This is a genomic window from Natronorubrum sediminis (genome assembly GCF_900108095.1).
Classification (GTDB): domain Archaea; phylum Halobacteriota; class Halobacteria; order Halobacteriales; family Natrialbaceae; genus Natronorubrum; species Natronorubrum sediminis.
This window is the reverse complement of sequence record NZ_FNWL01000001.1, coordinates 231,791-246,149: the sequence shown is the minus strand read 5'-3', so window position 1 is coordinate 246,149 and position 14,359 is coordinate 231,791. Positions and strand designations below refer to the sequence as shown.

Below are 14,359 nucleotides of genomic sequence, written 5' to 3'. Positions count from 1 at the left end.
GACAGGGCGAGATGGGACTGGGGCGCAAGCGTCGCCGGGTCCCGACACCGGGAAGCGCCGCGTTCAAGGCCCACCCACCCGGAGTATCGGCCATGCTGGTCGTCGTTCCGGTCGATCCGCCTCGAGAGGAACTCGTTCTCCCGTCGCTCGTCGAGAACGCACCGCTATCAGCCACAGAGGCCTGTCGGCTATACGAAGCGAGCGTCGTCGACGTACTTCGAGCGGTCGCCTCGAGTGGCGGTGAGTTGCTGGTCAACTATCGGGACGCGGAGACGCTCCCCGACGACGTCGCGTCTGGTGACCCCGAGGACGAAGTTCGAAATTTCGCGACCGACGCGCTCGGGATCCCTGCCGAGAGTGCTAACGAAGCCGATACTGATAGCATCCGCTTCGAGCGACAGGTCGGCTCGAGTCACAGTGCCAGAGTCGGGAACACCGTCACGCACCTCCTCGAGCGTGAAAACGTGGAAAGTGTCGGCGTTCTCGAACCGACTGCTGCGCTCGTCCGACGAACGGAACTCGACGGCGCGGCGATGTCGAGCCGGCGAAAAGACGTCGTTCTCGGTCCGTCATCGGACGGGAGTACGTACCTCACCGCTTTTCGCGAGCCGATCGACTTCACCGACGCGTACGCGGGTGCCGAACTCTCGACGCTCGCCGAGCGAGCACGCAACGCGGGTCTCGAGGTCGGATTTGCACCGATGCTCCCGACCATCGCCACGCCTGCCGGCCTCCGATCGACCGTCTCGCTTCTCGAGGCCCGCCGCCACGCGGGAACGCTGCGTGCGGAGGCGACGGCTACCGTCGTCGACGACCTCGGCCTCTCGGTGGGTGCCGACGGGTCGCTCGAGCGAGCGTAACCGATAACCCTTTTTGAGCGGACGGAAAAGCAAGAGGTGAGGTGGGGTGGCAGAGCGGCCCAACGCGCCTGCCTTGAGAGCAGGTGGCTGTCAAGCCTCATGGGTTCAAATCCCATCCCCACCGTATCATCCGATTCGCACCTTCTACGTGAAGAATAGTTTACTAATAGTTATAAAATTATAGGTTTGTGAATCAGACTCCTATTGATACTATCTTGAGACCGCAGGACGGAATTTAGGGCATCAAAAGTATATCTATTTCACCCATAGTGACCCTTCTCGGTCTCATGACCGGAAGCCAAGCTGCCCTTAAAACATAATATGATAGATGCTCCGAGGGAGTGAAGGTAGAACAACACCTGTAGTACCCTTTAAACATATAGTCATATGGACCTATTCTCATATGCGCCTATTATTAAATATCTGAACTGTCATGAAATTCGAAAATACTATTTAATATGGGTGATTTCCATAAGTCATGTCATACGAGAACCCGACAACCGATTCCTCACCTAAGAATTTATTATTCGTTTGTGAGGGTCTGAATGATGGTGCAAGATCGATAGACAATCTCGCAGAAGATGAGGATATTGGTTTATCAAAAGGAGTTGTTTCTGAAGTTATAAAATATGGGGATAGGTTAGGGTTCATTTCTGAATCTGAAGAAGGAAAATATAAACTCACAGACCGAGGTTGGGAGGCTGCATTTACTGATGAAATTGATGATACTCTTGAAGAAGAATTTAGAAAGGGGGTTCAGGAACATTCTCTATACTCAGATCTTTTAGAATTAGTAATTGATGATGGCTTGGTAGAAGAACGAATGGAAAACACAATTACTCAGAAACAGATTTTGCCCCATTTGAATAGAAATTTTGGCTTTTCAGAACTTAGTACAGATAGTACACTCAAGCCAGCAACCAATGTCTTTTTGAAGACATTAGAGGCAGCAGGTTATGGGAATTATGTAGTTGGCAGAGGTGGTAACCCGACTCGTTTAGAAGTCCAAGAGAGTCTATTAAACATCCAACAGGAAGTAGATCAGGATCTCGATGAGAACCCCGCGGAGGGGAGCGAAGATAGGGCAGAAATTGAACAGCCTACCTTGGAGGATAGTGCTACAGAAATCATTCAGCAAAAGGAGGCCAAAGAAGAGGAAGAAACTAAACAGGATAAAGAGGTTAGTTTTGAAGAGGATGTTGTAGCAGAACCATCAATTAAGAAACCTGAGCAGGATCCTAATACAGATCTGATTGAAATTTCGGAGCAGATTGAACAAGACAGTTCTATTGATCTACAAATCAATATTGAGATCTCATCATCAGATTGGGAAAGTGAATCAGTCATCGCCCTAATTGAAAAACTACAATCTAAATAGTAAAACCAAATGTTTCCCGCATATAGAGTATTACCGGAAGATATTCTTGAAGTGCTTTTTGCAATATCTGAATTAGGCCCCAATCCATCAAATGATGAAATATCCCGCTTTGCTAACCTCTCAAATCGCAAAGTAAGAGAAGCAATTAAAATACTTGAAACAATTGGTATTATTGATAAGGGAGATAATAAAGTAGAGGATAGATATGAAAGGTTACTACAGCAAACGGCACCAAAAGATTGGTCGATTATATTAGAAAAATCATTACTAAATTATCAGCCATTTATTGATTATTCTACTTATTTAAATAGAGGTTACACTTCAGAAGAAGCCGCTCAGAAAGTCTATGCAGGAAACAGCGAACTTGCAAGCAAACCGGATTATCTTAAGGAATATTTTGAACTAATGGGGAAATATACAGGAATTGTTTTAGAAGGGGACGAACTGTCAGTCGAAATTCGAAACGTCCCTGCAGATATGTCTGGTTCATTAGAAAGTCTGCGAAAGTCACTCAAATCAGAGTTAGAAGTCAAAATATATCTTGATGAGTTCCTTGGAGAGAATTTAATGGAGTTTCTTGACCAAGATACAAAAACTGATTTGGCTGATGCATATCTAAAGCATTCAACAGAGCCTCGTGATTCTGTTAGCGCATCTGGTAGAGCCTTTGAAGACTTCCTTCGAAACCTCGGAGAAACATATGGGGATGAAGGGCGAGATTATTCAACCGGTTCCGGAATTGTACCCCTCTGTAATCATCTACAGGGGGATGGCTTGGTGAGGCGTCATCACAAAAGACGCATTATGGCTCTTGCGGAGATCCGGAATAAAGGTGGTGCTCACGGTGATGATGCTGAAGCCTTGGAAAGATGGGAAATAACTCCTGAAGTTAGTCTTGATTGTGCTCTCACAAGTACTATTCTGACCAAAAGTGTCTATAGATATGCTGTTGAAGACGATATAATCCTATGATTACGTTCTACAGTAAGAATCGGAAATTAACACCGGATACCTTTAAAGTATTTAAAACACACCCGAACTTCTCAAGATGAAAATGGAATTTGATTGGATCAAATTAAAAGATATTGAGATAGAGGGAGAGTCAACTTCAACTATCTAACCTCCTCCTTACTATATAAAACTATAATCCACTAACAGTCCAATCTCAGCGTCTGAAGAGAAATATTAGACAATAGTCAACAAATCTGATAGTGTGACTACTCCTTTTATGAGCACTAATTATATTGGTTTACAAACTTATTTCACTCCACCACAGCTGCCCGAACATCGGCTTCATCATGGCCTTGGAAGGTGATTTCCTCGGTCGAACTCCGTTACTGCATATGCGAGCCGATCTTGACGGTACTTCTCATCTCTCAATAGCCACTTCCTTCTACGTCCGGTTTTGTCCTTGACATAGGGTTTTTGTTCTGCGAAGTGACTGTAGACTGCGTAGGATAGTTCTCTTGCTCTTTCTTTGTCTTCATTTCCGAACTTCACCATCACTCCAAACAAATGTGAAAGAGTGAGGAAATCTATGGCACTCCGATTAATCGTTCCATCGTCACGGGTAACTTTTCCACTTAGTTTTCCTCTTCCACCGTTCAGTCGGTCCATGAGGCAATAAAACGCGCTTCCACTCTCCGCTTGGAAGGTTTGAGGTGCTGATTTGCTACCTCAACATCTATTTCGGCATATTGAGGATCTTCCTCGGAAATCGCACCCTCATTGGACATTGTCTCCGGATTCCGATCAGTGTCTTGCTTCGTTGGCAATTCTGATGCTGAAATTGATCTGACTGGGTAGTTATGCTTGATAGCGTAGTAACCTTCATCCGGCTGTGAACAGTCATGCCAATCCTTATCGCAATTAGTGAGTTCAGAACCGGGACCCACGACATACTGATTTTCTGCTCGCATTTCTCCCCACTCATGAGTAGAATTTTCCACATCATCTGACACGGCATAATATAGGTGTTCTCCTCCATGTGGGGACTGAACTATAAATGTAGGTAAAGAGCGATTCACGTCCAATTCACGGCCTTCAGAAGTAATTCGGAAGGTGATTGTGAGGGTGCTTCGGAGCTTCTGGACTTCTTTAGGAAGGTCACCACTATCGCTCCGATATGAGTCAATATCAACGAGAACAAGCCCGTTTCCGGCATATACACCATAATTTCCCTCTCCTATCTTCTCCCAACATAACTCCTCGTGTGAGATAGGAGCTTTCGATCCATCTTGAAGTCGAATAAACCGATTCGATTCAAGTCCTATTTCTTCAATCCGATCGGAAATAGTTTTCAGTCTGTTTTTCTCTGAATAGTTCGATATATTCTTGTGATTGTGTTCCGTAGTTTTCATCGTCGTAATCTGACCGCGACACCCTCACCGAGGAATCGGGAAATAACTCTTGACAGGGAGCATCTTTCCCGAATTTTCACCGCTAATACCGTTCAGAGGCTTCGATGGGGTGTATCGGTCTTATCGAAGAAAGAAGGCGATCGGCTGAATAATTTCTGCGATTCAAGCCGTGGATAATACGAGTATTATCGGTTAAGAGTGATATCACCGAAATAGAGTTGATCACCAGTCGGTTCTATGTACTAAGAATAATGATGGTCAACTATGACAGCACTTGATATGTATAACCACCAGCAGATGTGGATTCAGAACGGAAGCTTAGGGAGATTGAGGTTGAGTTGATTGGAGCTCACTATGTTGCCTTGGATATTCCACCGTTGACTCAGGAGGGACACGAAATCTATCGACCTGAAATTTGAGTGATCTACGAGGATTCTATCTTATCATGGGCCCAAAGAGCCATATCTACTTCCCTTGGGAGTATCCCCTCTTGCTGTGCAACGTCTCGAACTACGTCCATATAGATGCTATATGCTTCCGGGTCTGAATTGTAGTTCTGAAAATATCCCATAAATTCAGCGTAATCGGGATAGTTCTGAAGATCTAATAATTCTGCCCCAAGAGCGCGGAAGGTATGGTAGTCTACAATGGCATAATCAGCTGGATTAAACATGGTTAGAATAACCGATGCCAGAGGAACTCGAATCCCCCTGAGTTCCGTTAGCGCTTCTATTTTCTCTACATCTGAGCTTGTTTGAAACGCTACAGCACTTCGCTGTTCTACGTAAGTTGAATTATTATTTTTTAGGTATTGATCAATTCGACCAGTAGGATATTTCCACTCACCAATCTTTCGAAGTTCAGGCCGAGATATGTGCCCCCGCCTTTGAAATTCCGAAGATATAGACCCGAATCCGTAATCTGTATCATCCTGCCATGAACCCGAATCATCCTTGTACTCTACGGATTCGCCGGGATTCGCGTTCTCATACTCGTCTATCAATGACGGGAAGTCCATCGACATTGAGTAGTTTTTCAAATGGTAGCTGGATATACTTTCTGCCAAGAAGAAAAATACTGATGAGTGGATTGTTCAGCCCATTCTATCAAGCGCATCCCGCCGATCATCTACCGGGGCTTGGTCGTACTTGGCAGTTGTCTCGATGCTCTTGTGACGAAGTTGAGACTGCGCAGCAGCGAGTCCCTCTTCGCGTGCCATATAGGTGCCCGTCCAATGTCGAATTGCATACCACGATATGTCCCGATCGATACCCGCAATGTTACAAGTGGCATCGAGGACATAGCGTAGTGATGATCCACTGTAGGGATTCGAGTGACGCGTCAACCACAGCCGATCAGTATCATCGTATTTGTCGTACATCTCTCGCTCTTCGAGCCAGCGGGCAAGATATTCAGTTGTCTCGCGTCGAAGACTCACCGTCCAATTGTCGTTGTTTTTCGAGGACTCCTCTTCAGGAATACGGAGCGTAGAATTTTCTACGTCTACCCAATAGGTCCGAGCACGGCCTACTTCGATGGGACGAAGACCAGCGTCCAATGCCGTGTGGATGATACTCGGATATTTGAAACCGTTAGCACGGTCCCAATCCTCTTTGGACACCTTGGATACAGATTTTCCATAGCGGCGAGCGAGGAATCGTTTCCACTCTGTCCGCTCATCGGGATCAAGAGCAGCGTATGCGGGGACGGTCCCGTATTCGAGCGCAGCTTCACGGAGTGCTGTTCGTTCCTCGCCGGAAAGGAAATCCCGTGGTTGAGAGACGCCTGAAGATGATTTGATAGTGATGTCAGGTTCCCACTCGTCGCCATTGAACCGGAAATAGGCTATGAGCGCCAATTTCACGTTGTGGAGGTGTGACCGTGAATATCCGTCATCACTCATAATCAAAGAGCGTAGGTAGTCTTCAGCAGTCTCGTGTCCAAGATCGAGCGTGTATCCATCCTGTTGCCAGACTTGTCGATGAAACTTGTCGATGATGCTCGCATAGTTCCGTGCAGTGTCGTGAGCATAGCCTTCGAGCGCGTCCGGATTCTTTCCTTGTCGTGCGAGCCACTTGATGAGCCTCCGTCGATAGCTCTCGTACGCAACCAATTGACGCTCGTTGAGGATATCACGTGACGGACCGGGAATAAGAACGATACCTTCAACCTTCTCGGGTTTGTCCATACTCATAGTCCCTCAATGAAGTCGATTTCAGCGGTTTCGGCGCGGTTCAATCGAGGAACGATGGAACGTGTCAGTTTCATCAGTTTCACCATTGAAGGCGCTGAAATCGCATGACGTGAAGGGGGCAGCCGAAGCCTTCGAGGTGGGGTGGCAGAGCGGCCCAACGCGCCTGCCTTGAGAGCAGGTGGCTGTCAAGCCTCATGGGTTCAAATCCCATCCCCACCGTTTTTCGACGAACAACTGTGATGAGCCTCGCGAGGAGCACGTGAGCGGAAAAACGAAACGATGGGATTTGGATGAGGCGAGTCGCAGCGTCCGAACGGGGAGGGGACAACCGTCTCGGCGTGGTTCTAGCGCTATCCCCACCAGCCTCCACTTTTGCCTCTTCAGAAACTCAACGAGGTGACCTCGAGCGAGCCGGTTACTCAGCTGTGGAAGGCCGTCCGGAGACGACGTTGTCCGTCCACGTCCCACGGAGGAACCAGAGACCGGCAACGAGAACGCTGACGACGTTCGACAGTGCCATCGCGTACCAGACTCCCGTTTCGCCGATTCCGGCCCACTCGATCAACGCGAGTGCGACGGGAATCTGGATGATCCACAGCGAGAGGATCGAGAACGCCATCGCGATTCGGGTGCTTCCGCTCCCGCGGAACGCGCCCATCAGGATCTGGAAGACGCCGAGGAAGGCGAACGTCGGACCGACGATCATCAGGAAGTCGGCACCCATCTGAACGACCTGTCCGGACTCGTCTTCCGTGAGGAAAATTTCGATGATTTCTGGCGCAAACGCGTAGACGGCGACGCTCATCGCGGCAAAGGCCCCGCCGATGATCCCCGCGTTCAACAACACGCCGCGGCGAGCACGACCCGTCTGATCGGCACCGAGATTCTGCCCGACGACGACTTCGGTGGCCTGTGCGACGCCCAGTGAGAGCAGCGTGAAGACGGCGTAGACGCGACTCCCGACGCCGTAAGCGGCAACCGCATCAGAGCCGGCGATCGCAACCAGCGCCGTCAACACCGCGAGACCGAGCGCTCGAGTACTCTGCTCGATACCGGCAGGGATTCCAAGCCGAACGATCGTTTCGACCGTCTCGAGTTTCAGTCGGAACTGCGAGAGCGTCGGACGGATTCCGAGTTGGCCGGAGACGAGCAACCAAATGCCGACCGCCGCACCGACCGCGCGGCTGATCACCGTCGCGATAGCGGCACCTTGAACGTCGAGTCCGGCGAAGCCTGTCATCGAGTAGAGCGTCGCCTCGAGGGACTCGAGGCCGACGACGCTGAAGACGGGGTTGGCTTCGAATCCGAGGATGAGAAACGGATCGAGGACGATGTTGAGAACGACGCTGATCGCCATCAGGTACATCGGCGTCCGAGTGTCTCCCCAGCCGCGCAACAGCGCCTGAAACATGAAGAACGCGAAGACGGTGACGGTTCCGAGGAACCAGGTTCGCGTGTAGCTGACGGCCATCTCGTGGACCGCACTGCCGGCGTCCGCGCCGACGAGGGTGAGCAACTGCGGCGTGAAGATGTAGCCGATAATCGACGCGACGATGGAGACGAGCAGGACGAACGACATCGTCTGGCCGACGACGTGGTCGACCTCCTCGTGGTTGTCTGCGCCCTTGTGCTGGGCGATCAGGATCGTTCCGGCGACGGTGAAGCCTCCGCCGATAGAGATGATGAGAAAGATGATGGGGAAGGCAAAAGAAATTGCTGCGACCGCGTCTGCACTCACGCGGCCGACCCAGAACGTGTCCGCGATGTTGTACGCGACCTGAAGCAGTTGCGTGATGATCAGCGGAATCGCCAGAAAGACGATCGGTTTGAGTAACTCGCCGTCGGTCACGTCGACGGATCGATCCTCGCCGGTCGCCGTCATCGTTCACCAACGAGTGGAGGGTCGGTCGCCGTGGTCGCCAACCACGCGCCTACAGCTCCAGTACCGGCCAGTCGGACTCGCTCGAGGACCCTACCGAATAACAGCCGCCAGAGAGTAATTCGCAGAGACCGTTCGTTCGATTGCCACATACTGACTGACTAGTCAGTCAGCCGTTAAAGGCGTTTTGTGACGAACAGTCCCAGCGAACAATTCACATGGTGTGTCTCGATGCAAAAAACGAGAGAATCGAACGGATTCGGGCGTCTGGCTACTGGTAGGAGAGGTCGAGGTCGCGTGCGCGACTCAACAGCCCGTCGTCGTAGTACTCTTCAGTCTGAGCCGGTCGGGTGCCGTCGATCGCACGAACCTGCTGGACCGTGTTCCGGAACACCTTAAACGTGGCTTCGTCGACCATCTGTCCGTCGAGGGTGACCGCGCCGGTCCCCTCGGCTTTCGCCTCGTTGAAGCGCTCGATCTTGCTCACGTCACGCTCGAGTTCCTCGGGCGTCGGCATGTGAACCGTGTTGGCCTGGACGGTCTGCTTTGGATACAGCGACCAGGAGCCGTCGAGTCCGAGGTGGGCTTCGTGTTCGACCTGGTCCGCGTAGGCGTCGGCGTTGTAGTACGTCAGGCCGGCGCGTTCCTTGAAGAGGTCGTCGAAGGGACCACCGATACAGAGGAGATCACCGGCACTCGCTTCGTTCGAGAGTTCCTCGAGAAGCGCGTCCCAGCGCGGGCGGCCGTCACCGAGGTCACGAGCGCCGAGTTCGGCGGCGTAATCGACGGGCCCGAAGACCAGTGCGGTGAGACGGGACTCCTCGCCGAACTTCGAGATTTCGCGGAGGTCCGAGCGTGCGCGACCGGTTTCGACGATGATCGCGAGCTTGATCGAACCGTCTGCGTGGCCGTGTTCCGATTCCGCTTCCGCGACGGCTTCGGCGGCTCGTTCGACGTCTTCGACGCGGCCAACCTTGGGGACGACGACGCCTTCGATCTCGTCGCCAATTTCGCCCACAAGCTGGTCGATCTGTTCACGACCGCGCGAGCGGAACGATTCGTCCTCGTAGCTCCACTCGACGCGGGGCCAGATTTCGCCCGCGAAGTCGTGTTCGGGGACGAGTTCGATGGTGTTCTCGAGGCCCTTGTCTTTCATATTCGGCGCGGTCCCGTCTTCCATGTCGGGGACGAGCCAGTCGGGTGCTTGGAAGCCTTCGGCCTCGAGGCCGGAGCGCAGGTACTTCGCCGAGTCGTCTTTCGGAACGGCGGCCGGTGCAGTCTGGAAGGTTCGGCAGAGTCGAGTGTCGTCTGTCATCGTTGGAATTTGAAGTCGTGGATATGGTCGTGAGTGCAGTCGATTGTGATGTTCGTTCGTGTTAGTTAGAACGCTTTTGAATTTCCGCCGTTCGTGTTCCCGAGTAGACGGGTTCGTCGTCTTGGTTGAACGCGATGTGCTCGAAGGTGACGGTCCCTGCCCGGTCGCTCGAGGCGTCGTCTTCGGCGGAGAGAACGCGCGTGAACGCGTAGACGGTGTCGCCGACGGCGACGAACGTGTGGAAGGATTCGTCGTCGAAGCCGACCTCGCGCCACGTCTGCTCGTCCGAACGAGCGTGGCCCAGCGCGGTCGAACGGGTCACGTCGCCGTAGGTGACGATGTTACCCGAGGGCGAGTCAGACATAACGTCGACGTTGTGGTGTTGTTTGGCCGTGTTCAGCGTCGACAGCGGGAGCTGTGCGACCGTTACGTCATCTTGGGTGCGACCGCGCTCGTGGCGGTAGGCGACGGCAGCGTCTTCGTCCGCTGCGTTCTCGAGTGCCTCGACGAAATCCTCGAAGTAGCCACCCTCCGGCGTTACGAACTCCGATGGGAGGTCAGGGCCGTCGTCCTCCTCGGTCGCTGTCGCACCGCTCCCGTCAGTCGCGACTGGGTCGCGTCGGGGGATCATGTTCGTCCGTTCGTACGAACACAACACGTCGCCCGTTTCGGCGTCTTTGCCGCGAGTTCGCCAGGAGACGATGCCGTACTCCGGTCGGGAACTCGAGGTCGCCCGGTTGACGACTTCGCTTTCGACGTGAAGTTCGGTGCCCGTGTACACCGGCGTCTCGGGGAAGCGAACGTCGGTTCGACCGAGGAAGTAGCCACCTTTCTCACTCAGGTCCTCGACGGTGATGCCAAGCGTCGCAGCCGTCAGGTAGTCGGGGTGAACCGGCGGTTCGTCGAATCCACGCGCCTCGGCGGCGTCGGTACGCCAGTACGCCGGGTCGTGGTTCAGCGTCTGGCCCATCCACTGTTCGTTCCCGAATTGGGTGAGCGTGAGGCCGGGATCGTGTTCGATGACGTCTCCCTCCGCAAAGTCCTCAAAACAGTTTCCTTTCTCTTTGGTCTCGACCTGCTCGAGTGCCTGTGCGAACGTCTCAGGATCAGTCCACTCAGTCATCTGCTGTCACCTCATCCGCGTCTGCTGTTAACTGTTCCCGTTCGCGTCGGGCGATCGTTCGCCGCATCTCGTTCTCGACGATCATGTAGCCCTCGTCGAATCCCATACCGGGCTTTGCGAGCACCTGCGCGGCGTTCGTCGCGAGCGCGACGTGTGCGCAGGCCCGCGAAGAAATTTCCGTTTCGTTGCACGTCCCGCCGAGATACGCTCGAGTGTCGGTTCCCTCGCAGTAGCGAACTGCCTGTCCGCTCCGGTGAATGCCACCGAGGTCGGGCGTCTTGATCTGCACGATGTCGGCCGCTCCAGCGTCGACGAACGCCTGCACGTCCTCGAAGGTGTTACACCACTCGTCGGCGACGATGTCGACGTCGACACCGGCGTCAGCGAGTCCATCGCGGAGTTCGACCATCGCCTCGATCTGTTCCGCGCGAGCGCCGACATCCATCGGCCCTTCGATCTGAAGCGGGTAGGGTGCGGCGGCCTCCTCCAGGTCGGCGAAGTACTCGACAACCTCGTCGCGGTCGTAGGGGGCACCGAAGACCTCGCCGATCATCCCGTACACGTCGATGTGGAATCGGGGGTCGTAGCCGTCGGGGCCGAGTTCCTGTGAGCGCTCCGTGAGCCACTCGACGTACTCGAGTAAGGTCCCGCCATCTTCGCCGATTTTCTCGACGCTGTTGATCAGCGCGTGTGGCAAGACGGGCACGCCCTTGACGAACATTTTCTCGGTGTTGGTGTAGCGAGCGTCGCCGGATTGGCCGAAGACCGGGACCGGTTCTTCGGCAGGCTCGGTCCCGAGGGCGTCGGCCAGCACGTCCGTCTGCGTCGTGTTGTCCGCTTCAGCCGCGGCGGCGAGCAAGGCCTGTGAGACGCCGTAGCGAATTGCCGTGTGGAGGCGCGTTCCATCCACTTGTAGCTCCTCGAGCGTCTCGGCGTTCTCGAGGAACGCAGTGGCGTCACGGCCCTCGAGTTCCTCGGCGAGTGGCCCCTCGACGACGGGTGCGTACTCCTCGGCTTTGAACAGCGGGTCGCGTCCCCCTGCGCCGGAGTACTGTACGGCGGCACAGTCACCGCGAACGACGGTGCCGTTTGCGAGTTCGATGTCGACGATGAGCGTTTCGCCAGCCTGGCGAATCTCGTCGAAGCCCTCCGTGACGGGGGTCCCCGTGTACGTGAATCCATCTTGCTGTGCTCCCTGCTTGATCGCGCGCTGGTCGTCGAAGAAGAACCCGGAGTAGCCGGGCGTCGCGTATAATCCTGTAATTTCCATTTAGACGTCACCCTGTGGTCTGCCGATGAGTTTCCCGTCGCTGATCGCGTCCACGTCGTCTGCAACCATTCGGAACGACTGTTTGCGACCCTCGGTATCCGCACGTTGTGAGAGTCGCGCCTTGTGAATCTCTTTGATGTCGTCGTCCATATCGAGATCGGCCCACTCGAAGATTCGGACCCGACCGTCGTCGTCTCGAGCGGGGAGGACCGCACCGCGTGCGCTGTCACTCGGGGCGAACGGCACGTCGAGTGCCCCGGAATCGAACGCCTTGAGCGTCCCCTGGACGACGTCGCCGTCGCCGTGGGTAAAGATCGTGTCCATCAGACACCGCGTCTCCCGCTCGATGAGGTCCTGTTCCTCCTCGATGCCGTCGATGTCGATCTTCTGCTCGATAGCCATGTCGATAACCTGTCGCGTCGTGCGCAGGCCGGAGGCGTTCGCCTCCTTCGTCGGCACGCCCTGGAACTCCTGTGGCGATTTGGTGATGACCTTATCCGGCTGTGCGATGGCAGCAGTCATCCCGCCGAGGCTGATCACGCCGTTGGCGCGGGCCTCGTCCGGCGGGAAGCCACCCATCCACTCGTGGAAGACGGTCGTAACGACGACCTCGTCGGGGAGGTACTCGTTGCCCAACTTCTTGAGTGCGTTCAACGCGGCGACGTCCTGGACGACGTTGCCGACCTGCCCGTAGCCGAGGGTGATCGAGCGGACGCCCTGCGTCGCCGCGAGTTGCCCCTCGACGATCATAATCGCGATTGCAATCGACGGCGGGACGAGCGTCCCCGTCAGCGGACCGAAGGGCTCCCGGTTGATCCGGATGCCGCGTTCGGTGTAGGCTCCCGCCAGTCTGTCCACGAACTGCCAGCGCTCGATCGTCTCCTCGAGCCCGTGACGTTTCGTGTAGGGGATGTTGTAGGAGATCGGGCCGCCCTCGAAGCTCTGGAAGCCGCCGGCGAAGGTGATCGCCGCCAGCAGTCGAGCGTCCGGCGTGCCGTGGCGCACCTCGATTGGTGCGTCGACCGCGTCGATCAACTTCCGACAGCCGTCGACGCCGTGGTTAACCGCCGGGAATCCGTTGAGCGTGTCGTCGCCGGTCTCTCGAGCCTTCTCGAGACCCTGCTGGGCTTTTTCGTACTCGTTGTCGCGCGTGTAGGAGTCGATCGTCGTTGGGATGAGATCCGCCTGCCCCTCCTCGTGGAGGTATTTCGAGAGTTCGATCTGATCGTCGAGCCGGGGAACGCCGGCTCGAGGTTGCAAGAGGGGTTTGTCGGCCGACTCGAGGACGTCCGCGAATCGCTTGCGATCTGGCAGCGACTCGTGGTACTCGATTGCCTCCTCGAAGTCGACGTCCGCACCCGTCTCCCAGTCAGACCGAATCTCTTCGTCGATACGCCGTAGCTCGTCGGCTGGAATACGTTCGTCTCGTATCATCTAGGAACTGATAGTAGCGCGTTCAGACTCGGTCGGTGTGATTTGTAGGTCCTCTCGGAGCGCCTCGATCGCGTCTTCCGGGTCCGTTTCTGAGTCGAAGACGCGGTCGAAGCCGAGCTCGCGAAACGTCCGGCGGGTCTGGTCGAACTCGTCCTGTCCGACGGCGAGGTTGCCACCGATGTAGGTGACGGCGTCGACGTCGGATTCTGCGAGGACCTCGTGGAATCCCTGACAGTCTTGCTCGGCGTGGCCGTAGAGCGAAGAGACCAGTACGGCCTCGGCGTCGTGGTCTACGGCTTCCTCGGCGAACTCCTCTTGGGAGGTTTGGACACCGAGGTTGACAACGTCGAAGCCTGCTGCACTGAAGGCCTGCTCTAAGATTGTGATTCCAACGACGTGTGCATCGGAACCGATCACGCCGAGGACGACCGTTTGGGACATCGTATGATGAATCATGAGGAACGCCACTATAAACCTAATGATCTTCCATGATAATACTCCTTAAACATCCTTACAGCCCCCCTATGGCACAGCGACACAATATAC

Annotated in this window: 13 protein-coding genes and 2 tRNA genes; 5 read left to right on the top strand and 10 right to left on the bottom strand. The window is 54.6% G+C overall.

Translation table 11 applies throughout. The features are described from left to right. Positions 1 to 92: 92 nt before the first annotated feature. From BLW62_RS01185 to BLW62_RS18245, 4 genes are all read left to right on the top strand, one after another. Positions 93 to 860 (top strand): glycosyltransferase family protein, encoded by a 768-nt coding sequence (locus BLW62_RS01185; protein ID WP_090503970.1) that lies wholly within the window; start codon positions 93 to 95, stop codon positions 858 to 860. Between the two features lie 40 nt (positions 861 to 900). After that, a tRNA-Ser gene (locus BLW62_RS01180) sits at positions 901 to 984 on the top strand. Between the two features lie 354 nt (positions 985 to 1,338). Then, positions 1,339 to 2,238, top strand: a complete 900-nt coding sequence (locus tag BLW62_RS01175; protein ID WP_090503965.1) for a hypothetical protein — start codon at positions 1,339 to 1,341, stop codon at positions 2,236 to 2,238. A gap of 9 nt (positions 2,239 to 2,247) precedes the next feature. Further along, complete coding sequence (locus tag BLW62_RS18245) at positions 2,248 to 3,210, top strand: hypothetical protein (RefSeq protein WP_139305361.1); 963 nt, start codon at positions 2,248 to 2,250, stop codon at positions 3,208 to 3,210. A gap of 324 nt (positions 3,211 to 3,534) precedes the next feature. Here the strand turns inward: BLW62_RS18245 and BLW62_RS18240 are convergent, their stop codons facing one another. The 4 genes from BLW62_RS18240 to BLW62_RS01160 all read right to left on the bottom strand — a co-directional run bounded on the left by BLW62_RS18240 (position 3,535) and on the right by BLW62_RS01160 (position 6,786). Continuing rightward, positions 3,535 to 3,855: a hypothetical protein gene (locus BLW62_RS18240; RefSeq protein WP_139305360.1), complete on the bottom strand. Its 321-nt coding sequence runs from the start codon at positions 3,853 to 3,855 to the stop codon at positions 3,535 to 3,537. Continuing rightward, entirely contained in the window at positions 3,843 to 4,598 is a 756-nt protein-coding gene (locus BLW62_RS01170) for a bifunctional DNA primase/polymerase (protein ID WP_090503961.1), read from the bottom strand. Before BLW62_RS01170 ends, BLW62_RS18240 begins: the two co-directional genes overlap by 13 nt. A gap of 424 nt (positions 4,599 to 5,022) precedes the next feature. After that, the gene (locus BLW62_RS18235) at positions 5,023 to 5,622 is read right to left on the bottom strand and encodes a hypothetical protein (protein ID WP_139305359.1); all 600 of its coding nucleotides are present in this window, start codon (positions 5,620 to 5,622) and stop codon (positions 5,023 to 5,025) included. 69 nt (positions 5,623 to 5,691) lie between these two features. Continuing rightward, complete coding sequence (locus tag BLW62_RS01160) at positions 5,692 to 6,786, bottom strand: tyrosine-type recombinase/integrase (RefSeq protein WP_090503953.1); 1,095 nt, start codon at positions 6,784 to 6,786, stop codon at positions 5,692 to 5,694. A gap of 141 nt (positions 6,787 to 6,927) precedes the next feature. Between BLW62_RS01160 and BLW62_RS01155 the strand changes: the two genes are divergently transcribed. After that, positions 6,928 to 7,011: transfer RNA gene (locus tag BLW62_RS01155), tRNA-Ser, on the top strand. Positions 7,012 to 7,207: 196 nt separating this feature from the next. Here the strand turns inward: BLW62_RS01155 and BLW62_RS01150 are convergent. The 6 genes from BLW62_RS01150 to glmS all read right to left on the bottom strand — a co-directional run bounded on the left by BLW62_RS01150 (position 7,208) and on the right by glmS (position 14,269). Beyond that, complete coding sequence (locus BLW62_RS01150) at positions 7,208 to 8,674, bottom strand: MATE family efflux transporter (protein WP_090503948.1); 1,467 nt, start codon at positions 8,672 to 8,674, stop codon at positions 7,208 to 7,210. Positions 8,675 to 8,942: 268 nt separating this feature from the next. Continuing rightward, on the bottom strand, positions 8,943 to 9,986 hold the full coding sequence (gene citE, locus BLW62_RS01145; protein ID WP_090503941.1) for an L-malyl-CoA/beta-methylmalyl-CoA lyase: 1,044 nt from the start codon (positions 9,984 to 9,986) through the stop codon (positions 8,943 to 8,945). A 61-nt stretch (positions 9,987 to 10,047) separates the two neighbouring features. Beyond that, a complete protein-coding gene (gene mch / locus BLW62_RS01140) occupies positions 10,048 to 11,109 on the bottom strand; it encodes a 2-methylfumaryl-CoA hydratase (protein WP_090503938.1) in 1,062 nt (353 codons plus the stop codon). Beyond that, positions 11,102 to 12,379 carry a methylaspartate ammonia-lyase gene (locus BLW62_RS01135; protein ID WP_090503935.1) on the bottom strand — a complete coding sequence of 426 codons (1,278 nt, stop codon included), beginning with the start codon at positions 12,377 to 12,379 and terminating at the stop codon, positions 11,102 to 11,104. Before BLW62_RS01135 ends, mch begins: the two co-directional genes overlap by 8 nt. Continuing rightward, complete coding sequence (locus BLW62_RS01130; protein ID WP_090503930.1) at positions 12,380 to 13,813, bottom strand: methylaspartate mutase subunit E; 1,434 nt, start codon at positions 13,811 to 13,813, stop codon at positions 12,380 to 12,382. It abuts the gene before it with no gap. Then, positions 13,814 to 14,269 carry a methylaspartate mutase subunit S gene (glmS, locus tag BLW62_RS01125; RefSeq protein ID WP_090506371.1) on the bottom strand — a complete coding sequence of 152 codons (456 nt, stop codon included), beginning with the start codon at positions 14,267 to 14,269 and terminating at the stop codon, positions 13,814 to 13,816. Positions 14,270 to 14,359: the final 90 nt, after the last annotated feature.

What these genes read in the sequence shown, in the direction of transcription:
- BLW62_RS01185 (WP_090503970.1), top strand. Translation starts at nt 93, where the DNA reads ATGCTGGTCGTCGTTCCGGTCGATCCGCCTCGAGAGGAACTCGTTCTC.
- BLW62_RS01175 (WP_090503965.1), top strand. Translation starts at nt 1,339, where the DNA reads ATGTCATACGAGAACCCGACAACCGATTCCTCACCTAAGAATTTATTA.
- BLW62_RS18245 (WP_139305361.1), top strand. Translation starts at nt 2,248, where the DNA reads ATGTTTCCCGCATATAGAGTATTACCGGAAGATATTCTTGAAGTGCTT.
- BLW62_RS18240 (WP_139305360.1), bottom strand. Translation starts at nt 3,855, where the DNA reads ATGGACCGACTGAACGGTGGAAGAGGAAAACTAAGTGGAAAAGTTACC.
- BLW62_RS01170 (WP_090503961.1), bottom strand. Translation starts at nt 4,598, where the DNA reads ATGAAAACTACGGAACACAATCACAAGAATATATCGAACTATTCAGAG.
- BLW62_RS18235 (WP_139305359.1), bottom strand. Translation starts at nt 5,622, where the DNA reads ATGTCGATGGACTTCCCGTCATTGATAGACGAGTATGAGAACGCGAAT.
- BLW62_RS01160 (WP_090503953.1), bottom strand. Translation starts at nt 6,786, where the DNA reads ATGGACAAACCCGAGAAGGTTGAAGGTATCGTTCTTATTCCCGGTCCG.
- BLW62_RS01150 (WP_090503948.1), bottom strand. Translation starts at nt 8,674, where the DNA reads ATGACGGCGACCGGCGAGGATCGATCCGTCGACGTGACCGACGGCGAG.
- citE (WP_090503941.1), bottom strand. Translation starts at nt 9,986, where the DNA reads ATGACAGACGACACTCGACTCTGCCGAACCTTCCAGACTGCACCGGCC.
- mch (WP_090503938.1), bottom strand. Translation starts at nt 11,109, where the DNA reads ATGACTGAGTGGACTGATCCTGAGACGTTCGCACAGGCACTCGAGCAG.
- BLW62_RS01135 (WP_090503935.1), bottom strand. Translation starts at nt 12,379, where the DNA reads ATGGAAATTACAGGATTATACGCGACGCCCGGCTACTCCGGGTTCTTC.
- BLW62_RS01130 (WP_090503930.1), bottom strand. Translation starts at nt 13,813, where the DNA reads ATGATACGAGACGAACGTATTCCAGCCGACGAGCTACGGCGTATCGAC.
- glmS (WP_090506371.1), bottom strand. Translation starts at nt 14,269, where the DNA reads ATGATTCATCATACGATGTCCCAAACGGTCGTCCTCGGCGTGATCGGT.